Origin of the sequence: Flavobacterium sp. W21_SRS_FM6, from assembly GCF_052119645.1 — a bacterium.
Taxonomy (GTDB): Bacteria; Pseudomonadota; Gammaproteobacteria; order Enterobacterales; family Alteromonadaceae; genus Paraglaciecola.
Map to the genome: position 1 here is coordinate 84,059 of NZ_JBGQOM010000001.1, position 16,820 is coordinate 100,878.

16 protein-coding genes are annotated in these 16,820 nt (G+C 42.4%); 6 read left to right on the forward strand and 10 right to left on the reverse strand.

Translation table 11 applies throughout. The features are described from left to right. Window positions 1–10: 10 nt before the first annotated feature. Window positions 11–1,918: a sensor histidine kinase gene (locus ACEN2L_RS00355; protein ID WP_441741078.1), complete on the forward strand. Its 1,908-nt coding sequence runs from the start codon at window positions 11–13 to the stop codon at window positions 1,916–1,918. A gap of 71 nt (window positions 1,919–1,989) precedes the next feature. Here ACEN2L_RS00355 and ACEN2L_RS00360 read toward each other — a convergent pair whose 3' ends face one another. The 4 genes from ACEN2L_RS00360 to ACEN2L_RS00375 form a co-directional block, all read right to left on the reverse strand. Continuing rightward, complete coding sequence (locus ACEN2L_RS00360; RefSeq protein ID WP_441741081.1) at window positions 1,990–3,234, reverse strand: lytic murein transglycosylase; 1,245 nt, start codon at window positions 3,232–3,234, stop codon at window positions 1,990–1,992. 123 nt (window positions 3,235–3,357) lie between these two features. Continuing rightward, window positions 3,358–4,059 carry a phosphatase PAP2 family protein gene (locus ACEN2L_RS00365; RefSeq protein WP_441741083.1) on the reverse strand — a complete coding sequence of 234 codons (702 nt, stop codon included), beginning with the start codon at window positions 4,057–4,059 and terminating at the stop codon, window positions 3,358–3,360. Between the two features lie 20 nt (window positions 4,060–4,079). Continuing rightward, the gene (gene def, locus ACEN2L_RS00370) at window positions 4,080–4,610 is read right to left on the reverse strand and encodes a peptide deformylase (RefSeq protein ID WP_441741086.1); all 531 of its coding nucleotides are present in this window, start codon (window positions 4,608–4,610) and stop codon (window positions 4,080–4,082) included. 59 nt (window positions 4,611–4,669) lie between these two features. Further along, entirely contained in the window at window positions 4,670–6,418 is a 1,749-nt protein-coding gene (locus ACEN2L_RS00375) for an ABC transporter transmembrane domain-containing protein (RefSeq protein ID WP_441741089.1), read from the reverse strand. A 205-nt stretch (window positions 6,419–6,623) separates the two neighbouring features. Here ACEN2L_RS00375 and ACEN2L_RS00380 point away from each other — a divergent pair, with 205 nt between their 5' ends. Then, window positions 6,624–7,352 (forward strand): substrate-binding periplasmic protein, encoded by a 729-nt coding sequence (locus ACEN2L_RS00380; RefSeq protein ID WP_441741091.1) that lies wholly within the window; start codon window positions 6,624–6,626, stop codon window positions 7,350–7,352. Here the strand turns inward: ACEN2L_RS00380 and ACEN2L_RS00385 are convergent. After that, complete coding sequence (locus tag ACEN2L_RS00385; protein WP_306020903.1) at window positions 7,343–7,753, reverse strand: hypothetical protein; 411 nt, start codon at window positions 7,751–7,753, stop codon at window positions 7,343–7,345. The genes ACEN2L_RS00380 and ACEN2L_RS00385 overlap by 10 nt on opposite strands. Before the next feature lie 87 nt (window positions 7,754–7,840). Next, window positions 7,841–8,236: a DUF2177 family protein gene (locus ACEN2L_RS00390; protein ID WP_441741094.1), complete on the reverse strand. Its 396-nt coding sequence runs from the start codon at window positions 8,234–8,236 to the stop codon at window positions 7,841–7,843. Window positions 8,237–8,450: 214 nt separating this feature from the next. On the opposite strand from ACEN2L_RS00390, the gene ACEN2L_RS00395 reads away from it, so the two are divergent. The 4 genes from ACEN2L_RS00395 (at window position 8,451) to ACEN2L_RS00410 (ending at window position 12,318) form a co-directional block, all read left to right on the forward strand. Next, a complete protein-coding gene (locus ACEN2L_RS00395) occupies window positions 8,451–9,278 on the forward strand; it encodes a hypothetical protein (RefSeq protein WP_441741097.1) in 828 nt (275 codons plus the stop codon). 19 nt (window positions 9,279–9,297) lie between these two features. Beyond that, window positions 9,298–10,134 (forward strand): DUF2797 domain-containing protein, encoded by an 837-nt coding sequence (locus ACEN2L_RS00400; protein ID WP_441741100.1) that lies wholly within the window; start codon window positions 9,298–9,300, stop codon window positions 10,132–10,134. Between the two features lie 118 nt (window positions 10,135–10,252). Then, a complete protein-coding gene (locus ACEN2L_RS00405; protein WP_441741103.1) occupies window positions 10,253–11,734 on the forward strand; it encodes a methyl-accepting chemotaxis protein in 1,482 nt (493 codons plus the stop codon). After that, entirely contained in the window at window positions 11,731–12,318 is a 588-nt protein-coding gene (locus ACEN2L_RS00410; protein WP_441741105.1) for a DUF6436 domain-containing protein, read from the forward strand. Before ACEN2L_RS00405 ends, ACEN2L_RS00410 begins: the two co-directional genes overlap by 4 nt. On the opposite strand, the gene ACEN2L_RS00415 is transcribed toward ACEN2L_RS00410, so the two are convergent. The 4 genes from ACEN2L_RS00415 to secA form a co-directional block, all read right to left on the reverse strand. After that, window positions 12,286–12,513, reverse strand: coding sequence for a hypothetical protein (locus ACEN2L_RS00415; RefSeq protein WP_441741108.1), 228 nt, complete (start codon window positions 12,511–12,513; stop codon window positions 12,286–12,288). The genes ACEN2L_RS00410 and ACEN2L_RS00415 overlap by 33 nt on opposite strands. Before the next feature lie 34 nt (window positions 12,514–12,547). Beyond that, entirely contained in the window at window positions 12,548–13,462 is a 915-nt protein-coding gene (locus ACEN2L_RS00420) for a M14 family metallopeptidase (protein ID WP_441741111.1), read from the reverse strand. A gap of 132 nt (window positions 13,463–13,594) precedes the next feature. After that, window positions 13,595–13,984, reverse strand: a complete 390-nt coding sequence (mutT, locus tag ACEN2L_RS00425; RefSeq protein ID WP_306020911.1) for an 8-oxo-dGTP diphosphatase MutT — start codon at window positions 13,982–13,984, stop codon at window positions 13,595–13,597. 105 nt (window positions 13,985–14,089) lie between these two features. Further along, window positions 14,090–16,813, reverse strand: a complete 2,724-nt coding sequence (secA, locus tag ACEN2L_RS00430; RefSeq protein ID WP_441741115.1) for a preprotein translocase subunit SecA — start codon at window positions 16,811–16,813, stop codon at window positions 14,090–14,092. Between the last annotated feature and the right edge of the window lie 7 nt (window positions 16,814–16,820).

The window sequence follows — 16,820 nt, forward strand, 5'->3', positions numbered from 1 at the left end:
TGAGGAAGAAATGGATTTAAGCCTAGAACACTTATTACAACTAAAACGCCAAAGTGTTTTAAAACACATAGCCGTGTGTATCGTTTCAGCGATTATTGCTTGGCTTGCTTACAGCCTACAATATCAAAATAAAGTCGACGAATTAAAAACGCTGCACGATCAAAAATTAATCACCAGTTCAGTGCTGTTTAGCCGAGAACTAGGCAGCATTCGGGATTTTTTGTTACTGATTAAAAACAGCCCCGCCTTAGCCAAAACGCCAAGCAAAAAACAGGATGAAGTTAATCAAACAACGCAAATCAGCACTTTTTTTCAGCAATTTGGCAAGTCAACAACGAATATTGCGCAAATAAGGTGGATTGAAAACAGTGGGCAAGAATTAATTCGGGTTAATTTTAAAGACGGCCTAGCGACGGTGACCCCGAAAGATGAACTGCAAAACAAACAAGCTCGCTACTACTTTCAGCAAGGTATTGCTTCTGATTTATCCAGTATTTATTTTTCTCCCATTGACCTGAATGTTGAACACGGCGAAGTGGTTCTACCCTTTGAACCCACACTCAGAGCAACAATGAGAACCACAGCAGCAACGCATTTAATTGAGGGATTACTGGTTATTAATTTCCGTTTAGATAGCTTATTTACCACCCTTAAAAATATCAGTGTCGACAAAGCGAATATTCAACTTGTTAATGCTCAGGGTTATTGGTTACTGAATCAACAAGCCGAAAAGGAATGGGGCTTTGTATTTGATAAACCACAATTAACTTTAGCCGAAGAATCTCCTGTTTTATGGAACGACATAACACAAAACAAAACCGGGGATTTTATTGCAGAGAATATTTTAACCAGCTTTGCACATTTAGATTATTTACTTGGATTAGATACCTCAAATGACAACAAGTTAATTATCTACGCCTCAAGTGCACCTGCCTTTTTATCTGCGGTTAAATTAAACGCCATGTTGTTTTCTTTGTTGTTATTTAGTGCGTTGGCATCTGTGGGCCTTGTATTTAACTGGCGAGCAGCGAGCTATCAATCTGAACTTATCTCTTTGAGCATTAAACTGCGCGCAGAACAACAAGAGCTAACCCAGGCCAATAAATCTTTGCAACAAAACATCGAACGCCAACAAATATTGCAAGATGAACTGGTTGAATCAAATAAATTATCAGCGCTAGGTTTAATGGTAGCGGGGGTTGCTCATGAATTGAATACGCCCTTAGGCGGGGCTTTAATTTCTGTCACTAATGCGGAACATGCCAATGAAAAGCTTAAAAAAGCGATGTTAGAAGGCATCACTAAAACTCAGTTTAATACGAGTATTGGCGTTATTACTGATAGCCTACATTTAGCAAGCATCAATTTAGATAAGGCGGTAGAACAAGTAAAACATTTTAAACGCCTTGCTATTGACCGCGTTAGTGCTGACTGCATAGCGTGTACCATAGATGACATTGTCAGCGACTTACTCATTAGTTTAAGACCAACATTAAAAAAGACACATATTGAAATCAAGGTCAGTATTGAAGAAAACATGAAACTGAAAAGTCGACCTGGAACCATTTCTCAGGTCATTGAAAATCTGATTATGAATTGTATTAACCACGCTTTTTCCCCACAAGAACCCGGCATTATCGAAATAAAAGCGTATACAACAAGTGAAAATAAAATAGAAATTGTGGTGGCTGATAATGGCAGAGGCATACCACAAGCCTTACAAAGCAAAATTTTTGAGCCCTTTGTCACCTCAGCACGTAGCAGCGGCAATATCGGTTTGGGGTTGCACATGGTTAACCAGTGGGTGACAAAACTTCTGCTTGGACAATTACGCTTTAGCTCTGGAAAAAGAGCGCAGGATCTTATGACCACTGAGTTTGTGATTATCATCCCACAAGATATTTCATCCGTAAGATAGTAAAAAGGTAGTGATGATGCGGCTTGAATACAAGCATTGTGACCCACAAGGACGCACAGCCTACTGTAGCCTTACATTTGTAGGGCCAATTCCACGGTTTCTTTACTTGGATAACCATCAGCAATTAAGTTTTTAGCACTTTGGAAAGCGCGAACGCCTGTTCGTGTCGCTGGCCCCAAAATGCCGTCAGGCTTGCCAACATCAAAGCCCAGCTCATTAAGCTTTTGTTGAAACTGCTGCATCTGCGCCAAGGTATATTTTGGTAGGTCAGGCAACGGTTTTGACAAACCAGCACCACCAGCAATTTGATCAGCAAGTTGACCCACTGCAATACCGTAATATTCAGAATTATTCCAACGTAAGATGACCTTAAAGTTTTGGTAAGCTAAAAAGGCAGGGCCTTCATGTCCCGCAGGGATTAACAAGGCTGCGGCAAGATCACTGTTTTCAAGTTGTTTATTTGCCGTTGTGCTTAAGCCTTGCTCACGCCAAAATGACAATGGTTGAGGATTGCTTTTACCCGCTAGCTGATAGTCAAAGTTGGCTGGCAGTTGTACTTCCCTACCCCAGCGGTACCCAGCTTGCCAACCTAACGCTTTTAAAAAGTTAGCGGCAGATGCGAGAGCATCTAACTCACTGCTCCATAAATCCATTTTACCGTCACCGTCACCGTCACGGGCATAGGTGAGGTATGCGGTGGGCATAAACTGCGTGTGCCCCATTGCCCCCGCCCACGAGCCAACCATGTCAATGACATTTAGCTGTTCTCGTTCTAACAAGCGTAAGGCTTGTAATAACTCCGCTGAAAAATACTGACTTCGACGTTCATCACAGGCTAAGGTGGCTAATGAATCGATGATTGGCATTTTGCCTTTGTAATTGCCAAAATTGGTTTCTAAGCCCCAAAAAGCGACTAAATAATGACCTGGAACACCATATTCTTTGCTTAGCTTGGCTAAAAAATCTCGGTGTTTAGCCAGCATTTCTCGCCCTTTGTTAATGCGCCAGTCATTAACACGAGCAGAATAATAGCCAGGAAAGGTTTGCACAAATTCGGGTTGATTGCGGTCATATTCCAAAATTTTCGCCAGATGGCGCGCTTGCCCCAAAACCTGCTCTACGGTATTGGCTGAAATGCCTGACTTTAGAGCCCGTTGCTGCAACCCCACCACACATTGTGCAAAGCTTTGCGGTTCAACTGGTGTTTCAGGTTGATTGCTGCTTACGGGCTCTTGCGCCAATAAGGGCGTGGCAATAAAGCACAACAAAAAGGTACTGTACGAAATAATACGGTGAAGCGAAGGAATCAATGGCATAAGTACCTTACTCAAAAAATAATAAAAACATGCTAACGAAAGCGATGAAAATAAGCAGCAGGATAATTGAAATAAAGTGTTACCCGCCTGCACCGCTGCAAACAGCGGATTTTGGTAGTCAGGCTAAAAGGTCAATTTACCCCGTTTTTGTCCGTACCTGACTAAACGATAACTCATTAGCGCCCATATACTTCCTGCACACCAACCTGCTAGTACATCACTTGGCCAATGGACGCCAAGATACACACGACTTAAGCCAATTGAAGCAACCACCAACAGCGCACTGGCCATGATGAGTAACTTTAGGCTTCGCCTAAACTGACTACGAGCATAAATCGCCGCAAGAGTGACATACACCAAGGCCGACATCATAGAATGTCCACTGGGGAAACTACTGGTGTACACATAACTACCATGAGGAACTAAGTCTGGTCGAGGCCGAGAAAAACCATATTTTAACAGGCTGCTACATATCATGCCCGACACAATCATCACAGCGACCAAAAACGCCATGTGTCGATGTTTTTGCAAATACAGGTACATGACGGTAAATAAAGCAATGAAACTCAGAATACCGGTACCTCCAAGCGCGGTGATGTCGCGCATTAACTCTTCAAACCAATAGGGTCCAAGTGGATCAGATAAATCAGCAGGGTTGCGCATCGCTAAAATAATATTGCGATCAAATGCCATGGTATCGCCAGCTAAGACACGCAAGGCCAGCTCAATAAAAAGTATGGCTAATACGGCACCTAAGCCTAACCACATCAAGCTTGTTGGTTTCGCTAGTGCAGAGGAGAAAAAATTCGAGTTTGTTACTTTCACGCTGTTCCTTAGACTTTATGTTACAGAGCGCCTTGCTCCAAGGCATGTAACCATACCTCATTCGCCATAATGTGGGCATTAGATTGAATATGGTCTAACCAGGTGAGACCAATTAAGTGATCATATTCATGTAAAAACACTCTAGCAACAAAGCCGTCAAAACGCGCTTTGTGCTCACCACCATCGATGGTTTGATAGGCAATTTCAACCCAGTCTGGCCGCTCAATTTTGCCTCGTAGCGCAGGGACAGACAAGCATCCCTCCCACTCCCATACTTTGTTCTCACTTTGCTTTAATATAATGGGATTGATTAATAGAACGGGATCCATTTGCGGTGCATTGGGATAACGCACATTAGGCCGTGAGGCAATAATCATGATTGCTCTTGGGTCAAACACTTGTGGGGCAGCAATACCAATGCCATTGGCCTCTAACATGCTATTGAGCATGGCATCAGCAAACAGTTTGAGCTCTGCCCCGCCAAGCTCATCTGTTGTCACTTTACGAGCCGGGGTGCGAAGAATGGCTTCACCGATTTGGGCTATTTTCATGGATTATCTCTTCTTAAAACAAAACGCAGTCTTCGGTTGACTTGCCAGTAACTCAAATATTAACTAATCAATTGCAGCTCTGCTAGTTCACGGTATAAAGGATTCGCTACCATGAGTTCTTGATGGGTGCCCGAAGCGATTATCCGTCCCTTATCCATCACAATAATGCGGTCGGCATTAATAACTGTAGAAAGCCGATGAGCAATAATAATGGTGGTTTTATCTTTCATTAGTTCATCAAGAGCCTGTTTCACCTTAACCTCATTACCCGCATCAAGTGCACTAGTGGCTTCGTCTAGTAGCAGCACAGGTCGGTCAGCCAAAATCGCTCGTGCTATGGCTATTCGTTGTTTTTGACCACCAGATAAACGCACACCTCGTTCACCCAACTGCGTGTCATAGGCTTCACTGAATTCACAAACAAATTCATCGGCCCGAGCCGCTTTAGCGGCGGCAATAACCGCCTCATAACTCGCCGATGGTCGTCCATAAGCAATGTTGTCAAATACACTACACGCGAAAATAACCGATTCTTGTGACACCAAAGCAAATTGTTGCCTGAGCTGCTGTATGTCAAGCTGAGCAATGGGTTGACCATCGAGGTTGATATCGCCTTCTTGCACATCATAAAAACGTAACAGTAATTGAAACAAGGTTGACTTACCTGCACCACTTGGCCCAACTAAGGCGATACGCTCGCCGGATTTGATATGCAGAGTAATATCCTTTAAAACCGGCACATGATCAGCCACAGGATAATAAAATGAGATGTGGTTGAGGCTAAGTTCGCCCTTCACTTTTTGTGGAAGAAGCACAGGTTTATCTTGAGTTTGTACCGTACTTTTCGTGTGCAACAGTTCCATCAAACGTTCACTGGCTCCGGCGGCCTTCTGAATTTCACCTATCACTTCGCTAATGGTCGCGACACTGCCTCCCGCCATCACGGCATAAAACATAAAGGCGGTTAACTCACCTGCGGTTAACTCGCTATTTAAGACCAATTGCGCACCTAACCAAGCCACGAGGGTGATAGCAAACAAACTGATGCCCATAATAGTCGCGATCATCAGCGCTCTAAATTGAATGCGTTTTCTGGCAGCGTCCATTACGCCATCTATACGACTAAAAAAGCGTTGTTTATCGATGGATTCATGGGTGTAAGCTTGAACGGTTTGAATTTCGTGCAAACTTTCATCGATATAGGCACCCACATCGGCCACTCGGTCTTGACTGTTACGCGCGTAAATCCGCACTTTAGCGCCAAAAATTCGAATCGGTAGCAGCACTATAGGCACCGCAATCAAGACATAAAGTGTTAACATGGGACTGGTTAACATCATCAAAATGAGCGAACCAATAAAGGTAACGGTTGCCCTTAAGGCCATTGATAGTCCCATTCCAACCACTGATTGCAGAACCGTGGTATCAGAGGTAAAGCGCGAGATAACTTCGCCGGTGCGAGTTTCAGCAAAAAAAGCAGGTGACAATGTTAGTAGGTGTGAATACACATTTTGCCGAATATCAGCGCTAACACGCTCACCCAACCAAATCATGTAATAAAATCTAAAATAGGTAGCCACGCTGCCAATTAAACCGATCCCTAACACCAATAGAACCAGTTCGTTTAAACGTTGTGCATTGTTGGCGACAAACCCTTGGTCGACCACGTACTTTACACCCTGCCCCAACACTAACCACGACATTGCCCCAACAATTAGCGCTAACATGGCCCAGGCCACCTGTAATTTATAGGGTTTTAATTGGCCAAAAAGCCACGCCATCAATGTTTTAGTTGTATGTTTTTTCACAGAAATTATGCTACCAAAATTGAATTAAACCTAGTCTACCGAGTTTAACGACGCTTGAAGTTAAATAGATGCCAGATACCGTGATTTAAATGCTTCAAGTTGTTTCAATGGCAGCAATGTTATCCTTAAATGCAAAGTAAGTTTTGGATATTATTGTCGATTTAACTATGATGGCGCTATTGCTCAGCAGTAAATATGGACTTCTATGCACCTAAACCGACATCAAAGCGTTTGTTTATTTTTGTACCTTATTCTGCTTATGTTCACACTCACCAGCAGAGCACAAACAGCCCCGCTAAAAATTGTCACCGAGTTTTCTCCTCCTCATCAAATTATCGAGAATGAGCAGGTCAGCGGCCTTGCGACCCAAAAAGTACAGGCGATACTACAACAAGCCAATGTTAAGGCTCCCATTGATATTTACCCTTGGGCACGTGCCTACCGTAAAGCCAGTAATGAGCCTAACACCCTGATTTATTCTATGGCAAAAACCGAGGAACGCGCCCCATTATTTTATTGGTTAGCTCCCGTTGCCCAGTACAAATTTGGCTGGGTCAGTTTGCAAGATAGAAAAGATATTGTGTTAAATGAGCTTGCAGAGGCTAAACAATATCGTATTGTGGTGCAACGAGACGACATTTCGCATTTATGGCTAATAAAACAAGGCTTTATTGAAGATAAACATTTTATCACTTGCGCAGATATTGGTTGTTCATGGCAATTGTTAATCAATAAAAATGTAGATTTGATTATCGAATCAGTGGATTTGATAGACGATATGCTACAGCGCTTGAATCAACCCTTAGACAGTGTCCAGTTCATTAGTTACATTCCAGAACTTGAAATTACCGCTTATCTAGCAGCAAATAGGAATATCGACCCTAGCTTATTAAGTAGATTGCAAGTGGCTATATCAACCCTTAATCAGGAGTAGAGATTGAGTGATCTAAGCCAATCTTTTGCCGCTTGGCTTTGGGTAAAATATTGATGCTGAATACTTTTAGTGGGCTCTTGTATTTTTTCAATTAAGTGTCGGTGTAAAGCTAAGCTACTAACGATGGCGCTAAAGCGCTGATTGTGTGCATAAGACCATGCGTTTAAGTCTTGCCCCACCCTTAAAATTTCGCCCGTGCCTAATTCCCAGTCTGTTAAATTGAGCAAACACGCCCAAGGTTCTGCAGTCAAGCACTGAGCTTGGCGTAAATATTGTTCTTTGAAAAGCTCAGAGGTTTTTTCATTCCATGCGCCAAAGGCACAGACTTCAATCGTTTTGTCTTTAATCTCAATAGTAAAACTACCGTGCTCTTGAAATGAATATTGGTCGTTTGTTCTCATCTTGGCTACTGCGATATTGAAGGAGGACAAGGCTAACACAGCTATTTGCCCAAAAAAAATACGCAAATTGTTACGATGTTTGTACGTTTATTTGCATCGTAACCACACCCACATACCTACCAATGCAGTGATGGATGTAACGGTACAACCCCATGCCCAATCTTGTAAGGTGATGGCAAGAGGCCAGTTCTCAGTCAGCGTGTAATTAGTCAGGTTATAAGCACCATAAGCGCTTAGTCCCAGTACAAAGCCTTTACTGAGGCCTTGATTAAGTTTCTCAGAAGACACAATGGCCAAATAAACAATACTGGCAGAATAAAGTACATAAAAAATGACCCACGGCCACACCGGCATTTCTTGGCGCATTAAAAAACCAATTTGTTGCTGATAGGTATCTTTAGCGAGCCAGCCCAACCATAAACCATCGAGCATCAGTAACGCCAACAGAACGCTTAAGTATGTTACGCATATTTTCTTTAACATAAGGCGAAGCTCCAAATTGCAAATCACTGGCATACTGCCTTGCAGCAAACGTGAGAAAAGTAGCATAAAGCATCTTAAGCTATGGATACACCCCAAAAGTCAGCTGAGTCACGAATGGTTTATCAATCCAGAAAAACAAGATCGCAGTGCGGTGTTTTTTTCATCATAGCCCTCTATACTTTTATTTTGTGCAAGTCATTATGTTGGAGTTATCATGGAAAGACCAACCAATCATATCCACCTCGTCAAACGCATAGATAAAATCCTCCGCCTACTGTTTTTTATTGGTGTGCTGATTATTTTATTTTTACTTTTTAACTACCCTAGTTTAATTCTGACATTTGTTATTTTAGGTATTATTTTGTGTTTAGGATTTTATATCCCCAGACACATCGGGTGGGAAACACGAGAAAAAAGAGCTCTTCGAGCCAAAACGAAAGAACTAGAAAAATGGGGCTTTGCCAGTCGAGACAGAGAAGGCCCTTGGATCAATTATATTGATTATCCCTTGGTGTATGAAACCTCATTGTCCCTAAACAAATATTTTTACAGTGACTGGCTAGTGATCCACAACGGACTAATTATCGTTAACCCAGGACACAATACTCTAGTAAGGGAAACCAAGACGGTAAGTTATCAACTAGAGGCCCCACGCACTTATGCCTGGGACGGCTGCACGCCTAAACGCTTGTTTTATTGGATTGCATTAATTGGCACACCTGATTGGTGGCATAAAGAACATGCCATAAATATGCTTACACCTCAGGGCATACGAGTTGAAAAAACTGTATTTTGGCAAATCGCCCTGCATGCTAGTTTAATTCATGACGCCTTATACCAGTATTTAGATAGCATTCCCCTTGCGAAACAAGAGGTAGATGAACTATTTTACCAGATGTTAGTTGCCGCGAAATTACCCAAATCTATTGCTGATTTTTACCTATTTGCAGTAACAACATTTGGCGCTAAGGATGTTTTAGCGCACGATCCGAAAGAGAACTCACCCTACAGCTGTGATACATTTAGCAGCCTAATAAAGTAGTTTTGCCTAGAGAGTAGTAATGCAATTTAATGGGATTATTCACAAAATGCGAGCCTCGGCTCGTTCATCATCACCGGCTCAATATGTTTTGCCTATTGGTGATTCACATATTGATATGAACCCGCTTATCGGCAAAACAATTTCATTGAACTACTCAGGAATTATTCTTTGTGTGCATTGCGGAACAAAAACTAAAACCAGTTTTAATCAAGGCTATTGTTATCGCTGCCTGACCAAACTGGCTCAATGTGATAGCTGCATTATTAAGCCAGAGTTGTGTCATTATGACGCAGGCACATGCCGAGAACCGGCTTGGGGAGAAGCTAATTGTTTACAAGACCATTTTGTTTATTTGGCTAATACTGGCACGGTAAAAGTAGGCATAACACGGCATGTCACTGACGGGGTCTCAAGTCGCTGGATTGATCAAGGAGCCAGTCAGGCGCAAGCCATTTTGCGGGTTCAAAACCGGTTAATTAGTGGCCTAGTTGAGAGCGCGTTTAAGCCACATATCGCAGATAAAACCAATTGGCGTACCATGTTAAAAGGTAAGCCTGAAAAAGTCGATTTACAGGCTCTCAAACAACTATTATTAACAAAAGTAGAACCTGAGTTAGATGAAATTCAACAAGAGTTTGGTTTTCAGGCCATCCAGTTTATCGAGACACCTGAGGTAGCAATTGATTATCCTGTTGAGCATTACCCCGAAAAAATAAAATCCATCAATCTCGATAAAGAGATAACTTTTAGTGGAATATTACAGGGTATTAAAGGCCAGTATTGGTTACTCGATCATGACCGAGTCATTAACATGCGAAAATACAGTGGGTATGAAGTATCTATTACGACGGAGTAATTAATCAAGGCAAGCGGATACTGTGCCGATACCCTTAAGTAGTTTCATTACCAATTAAAAAATCGTCATTCTGACTCCTGTGAGTCCTGGATTATGTTTAAAAATGGAGAAGATATCTATGTTATACCCTTGGATTTCGCAAGCCCATCAAACCTTTCGGTACGTTTTAGTTATTCAGTGGTTAACGTCCATTGGGATTGCTGCATTTTATGGGAGTTGGCTAGAGCCACTGCTTATTGGTACCTTGATTCTCGTTGTTCCTCTGTACTTAAGTTTTAAATTTCCCGCTGAAGCAATTAGTCGTCATGCCGTTGGTATCGGTGTACAACTTTTTACTGCGCTGCATATTCAACAGACCTTTGGTATGACTGAAATGCATTTCGAGATATTTGCTATCCTCGCCATCTTATCTTTTTACCGTGATTGGAAAGTGATTGCTTCGAGTACCGCGGTGGTCGCGGTGCATCATATTTTATTTTATGTATTACAAATAAACGATGCGGGCGTTTATGTTTTTGAACAGAGCAGTTTGCAGTTTCATATATTGATTATCCATGCGGTATTCGCCCTAATAGAAGGTGGTGTTTTGATGTTTATGGCCATGAAAAACCATGCAGAGGGTCGCTCGTCATTCTTCCTAGCTAAAAATGTAAGTGCCATTATGCAAGACAAACATCACCTCGACTTTACCCATATCGACATGCAAAACGATGATGAGCTAAAAGAGTTCAATGCACTCATTCACGCTATCAAAGTATTAGTGAGTCAATCGAGAGAGTTGAGTGAAAGTGCAGTAGATATTACCGACAAAGTCCAAACATCTTCGTTGAAACTCGCTGCTTCTTACGAAATAAGTGTAAAACAAGTTAGCAGTATTAATCAGTCGATTGAGGAAATTGTTTCAGCGGTCAATGCGATTACCTCTTTGTCAGAGCATGCCAATACGTTGAGCTCTGAAGCTGAATCTAAAACCTCAAATACCGCTAAAAATGTGGTTCAATCTGGCAAAGGTATCGAAACCCTTAGAGATACCTTAACCTTAGCCTCTCGCGCTATTCAGGAACTGAGTGAGAAGTGTCAAAACATTTCAACAGTAATGCAGTCCATAAAAACCGTTGCTGAACAGACCAATCTTTTGGCCTTGAATGCCGCCATTGAATCAGCAAGAGCCGGTGAACACGGTCGAGGATTTGCTGTGGTTGCAGACGAAGTACGCCAATTGGCGATTAAATCAAAAATGAGTGCTGAAGAAATAGAGACCATCACAGCAACGTTAATTAGCAGTGCAAGTAACTCAGTCACGCAAATGAACGACTGCGTAACCATGGTTGACAGCTCGGTGGCTGAATCCTCTAAAAACGTCAAAGTCATGCATGAAATCGTACAAGCTATTGGCGAGGTAAGCACTAACGTTCGTCAAATAGCGACCGCTTCAAAACAACAATACAGTTTATCCACCACTATTTCTGATGCCGCTCAACAACTTGATGGTTTGTCGAAAGAAGAATCTGAGTATATGAACTCTGTGAAACAAGAAGTCAGTAGTTTGCACGATATGTGTGTGACTTTACTTAAGCAAATAGGTCAATTTAAAGTATGAGATTAAGGCTTTGGTTTGGCTTGGTTATTTGGTTGGCTGTTGTTTTAGCCCTACTGAAAGTAACAGATGCAGCCAAACTGAGCCTTTTCGATCCTGAACAGACCTTAGTCATGAAAAGTTTAGAGGCAGAGTTTGAGCCTCAATTAACCAAGACCCTCAAAACTGTCTCACCTAATCTGGCAAAGAGGGTCTTTCATATCAGGGCTGATGATTGTATTTGTGAAACTTTGGCTGAAAATCACAGCCAAGAACTCAGTCAGAGTCTTGCAAATCTGGGATTTCAAAACGAATTAATTGATTTAAAGCTTATGCCCCAACTGGCTGAATTTGTTCCTGCTACACCAGCTGTGGCGGTATTTAATGACAATGAGCAATTACTCTATTTAGGCCCTTATTCTGTAGGGCTTGGCTGTCTAACCAATAACAGCCTATCTCAGCAAATAAGTAATTTGAGCCAAGTGGATTACCTCGGCTCTCAGATAAACGCTGATGTTAAAGGTTGTTACTGCCATCCCCAATTAGCTTCATTAAACAAGCAAAACACACCGAGTTTACACCTCTTCGCCACCATAGTTAGCGGCTAGTACATCAAGCTCTGAGCAGGTGTAGTCAAAGCCCCGCCCATCAAATTCATACCGCACTTGCACCGTATGAGAGGCTTTAGCTAATTTTGCTTTTACCACGACATTACCTGAAGAAGACGACCAATGAGTCAACTCATTTAAAAACCGATTAGCCACTTGTCCATTGCTGAAGCGATAATGTAATTCGTTACTCAACCTTTCTCCTCGCTTAATTTTTTCACCAGCCTGATTAAAACTGCTCAATGATAAAACGCAAACCACCACTAATTGCCGCTACTTGAGCCAATATGCAATTTTCTGGATTGGTTTTAGGACTATCGGGATACACTTCGGTTGTAGTGGTAAAATCTGCATTACTCACACTTGCGCACAGTCCTAATTGTTTTAAGGGATAATTGATCACGCCTTTTTGCTCCATCGGTGCACCAATGATCATTCCCTTCGCATCGCTGGGGGCGATATGAGTGACTTGCTCTACCGCGGCTATTATGGCTGTTTGAAAGCCTGTACAAGGATTCTTGCTATCTCCTACCGTATAGAAACCATCTGGTATCTCCCAGCTATGTTGTTCTATGGCATCCCTTGCTGCTAAGGCCGGACGAAATTCCGAATTGTCGGTATCAGTCGTCTCATGGAGGTCGATATGGACCAATATATTTAAGTCTTCAACCAAGCTCATTAAATTTGCAGCTTCCGGCGCGGGACTATCAGGGTAAAACGAGCGATTAGGGTCAATCGCTAAAGGATTCCACCGGTTTATGGTTTCATACCCCCAAGGGCTAACGCAGGGCACTATAATAAAATTAAAGTCATCAGCAAAATCTAGTGCTTTAGTTTGAGCAAAACGCAAAGCACCATGCACCCCACTCGTTTCATAACCATGCACGCCACCTGTGATCAAGGCGATTGGTTTGTTGTCGTCCCAGTCTGAACTAGTAAGTGCAATTAAGGGGTACGTTGCTGCTGCATATTCCAACTCACCATATTGTTGGGTTTTAAAAAATGGCGGCATTGCTTCGATTTCCGCTAGGACATCAGCTGCATAGGAGCGTTTAATACTTTGCGCTGACAACCATTGTTTTTTTTCTGCCTCGCCCCACTTTTTACCCGGCGTACCAATTGGATAATGACGTTGTGATTGCATCGTTATATACCACCGTTTTTGCTAATTTGATGTTGGAAAAACTGAATATCTGACAAACAAAAATACTCACAATGGCAGCATTTACCCCTACAGGCTAGTGCTTTATGTGTGTCACTCAGTGTTGTCAGATGATTAAACCAATTCGGCCACTTTCGCCATGATAGCGAGATTCGCCTCTGGAAAGGCATAATCGTGTAGGTTAGCGATAGTAACCCACTTAGCCAGCTGTCCTTCTTGCGGGCTTGGCTCTCCATTAAATTGTTCAACCACTCTGACATCTAATCTTACTTTTTTATCGCCGTAATCGTGCTCGATGACCATCAAAGGCGTTTGTACTAATACGCTAATATTGACTTCTTCGAGAAGTTCTCGGCATAGGGCGTCCTCTATGGTTTCGTGAGCTTCCTTTTTTCCACCAGGAAATTCCCACAGACCACCTTGATGTAAGTTATCAGCGCGCTTGCTGATATAGATCATATCTTGGCGTTTGATCACCCCAACAGCTACGTCGACAATTTTCATTTTAAACTCCAAATTTATGTCACAAAAAAGTCGAACTAGCTGTTCGACTCTTTCATTTCAATTGCCAGTAAAATCAAGCCTTACTACTTCTCTTTTTACTGAAATTTAGCTTAATTTACCGTGACATTGTTTGTACTTTTTACCTGAACCACAAGGGCACAAATCATTACGACTCACTTTAGGCCCTTGGCGTAACCCAGAACTGGCAGGCGCTGATGCCTGGGCAGGCGCTGGCACCTTAGCCTCGCTTGGCGATTCATGTTCAAAGCTTTTGGCTCGTTGTTGCTCGGCGATACGGCGTTTTTCTTCCATCGCTTCAACTTCAGATTCTGCTTTGACTTGTACTTTGCTCAAAATGGTAATGACTTCTACTTTGAGGGTTTCGAGCATTTGAGAAAACAATTCAAATGACTCACGTTTGTATTCTTGTTTTGGATTTTTTTGCGCAAAGCCGCGCAAATGAATACCTTGACGCAAGTAATCCATTGCAGCCAAATGTTCTTTCCAATGGCTATCAAGGTTTTGCAACATCACCGCTTTTTCAAAATGACGGATCACCGACGCACCAACGATTTCTTCTTTGGCTTTATACGCGCCCACTACTTCCGCAATTAAGCGTTCACGTAGTTTTTCTTCAAACAGCTTATTGTCTTCTGCCAGCCATTGTTTAACCGGTAAATCGAGTAAAAAGTCGCTTTTAAAACGCTCTTCGAGGCCGTCGATATCCCACATTTCGTCTAACGATTGCGGTGGAATATATTGATCGATAACCCCATTGAGTACATCAACACGAATGGCCTCGATGGTAGTGCTGATATCGCCTTCATCCAGCAGTTCATTGCGTTGCTGGTAAATTACCTTACGCTGGTCGTTCGCCACATCATCGTATTCAAGTAACTGTTTACGAATATCAAAGTTACGGCCTTCTACCTTGCGCTGAGCGTTTTCGATTGCACGTGTCACCCAAGGATGCTCAATTGCTTCGCCACGTTCCATCCCTAAGCGCTTCATCATATTGCCCATTTTTTCAGAAGCAAAAATGCGCATTAAAGCGTCATCTAATGATAGGTAAAAACGCGATGACCCAGGATCACCCTGTCGACCAGCACGGCCTCGTAACTGGTTATCGATACGGCGAGACTCATGACGCTCAGTACCAATAATATGTAAACCACCCGCTTTTAGGACCGCTTCATGATCAGCTTTCCATTCTTGTTTGATTTTTTCAACCGTACCCAATTTAGGATCATTGATTTTATCAACCGCAACCTGCCAATTCCCACCTAGAACAATATCCGTACCTCGGCCAGCCATGTTAGTTGCGATAGTCACGGCACCCGGCTTACCGGCCTGAGCAATTATGTCCGCTTCTTGTTCGTGGAATTTTGCGTTCAACACCTTATGAGTGATTTTAGATTTTTTCAAAATACCCGAAATAAGCTCTGAATTTTCGATGGATACCGTACCAACTAAAACCGGTTGACCGCGTTTAACGCAGTCTTTGATGTCTTCGACTATCGCTTCGTACTTCTCTTCTGCTGTCAGATAAATCAAATCCGCTTTATCTTTTCTTACCATCGGTTGATTGGTGGGGATAACCACAGTTTCTAACCCGTATATAGACTGAAATTCAAAGGCTTCAGTATCAGCAGTACCTGTCATGCCTGCTAACTTCTCGTACAAACGGAAATAATTTTGAAAGGTAATTGACGCTAAGGTTTGATTTTCATTCTGAATGTTAACCCCTTCTTTTGCTTCAACCGCTTGGTGTAAACCTTCTGACCAACGACGGCCTTCCATTGTACGACCCGTATGCTCGTCAACAATGACAATTTGCCCCTCTTTGACGATATAATCTACGTCTCGACTGAACATTTTGTGGGCACGTAGGGCGGCGTTTACATGGTGTAAAAAGGATATATTAGCGGCAGCAAATAAAGATTCATCAGCAGGCAAAATACCCTCACGTTGCAAAATTTCTTCAACGTGTAATTGCCCTTTCTCGGTTAGGTGGATTTGCTTTGATTTTTCATCGATGGTGAAATCACCTTCGCCTTCTTTGCCTTCTTCGTCTTCTTTTTCTTGTCTGATTAACTCAGGAATAATCACATTAATTTTACGGTAAAGCTCTGAGCTGTCCTCAGCTTGACCAGAAATGATCAGTGGGGTTCTGGCCTCATCAATTAAGATAGAGTCAACTTCATCAATAACGGCGAAATGCAGAGAACGTTGTACTCTGTCTTCAGGACTAAACGCCATATTGTCACGCAAATAATCAAAACCAAATTCGTTGTTTGTTCCGTACGTAATATCAGCGGCGTAAGCTTCTTTTTTCTGTTGATGATTCATGCCGGGCACATTGCAGCCAACAGACAAACCCAAAAATTCAAATAAGGGACGACTCCATTCAGCATCACGCTTAGCCAAGTAGTCATTCACGGTAATGACGTGGACACCTTTTTTGCTAACGGCATTTAAATACGTTGGTAGGGTCGACGTCAGTGTTTTACCTTCACCCGTGCGCATTTCGGCAATTTTACCTTGATGAAGAACCTGACCACCCAACATTTGCACATCAAAATGACGCATGTTAAATACGCGCTTACTGGCTTCTCTGACAACAGCAAAGGCTTCAACTAAGATGTCATCGGTACTTGCACCATCAACTAAGCGCTGCGAAAACTCCGAGGTTTTGCCCTTTAACTCGTCATCAGACAATGCCTCTAATTGGCTTTCTACTAGATTAATTTGCTCAACAGCCACATTTAACTTTTTGAGAATGCGGTCATTACGACTACCGAAAATTTTGGTGAGAATACTCGAAAACATCAACTTA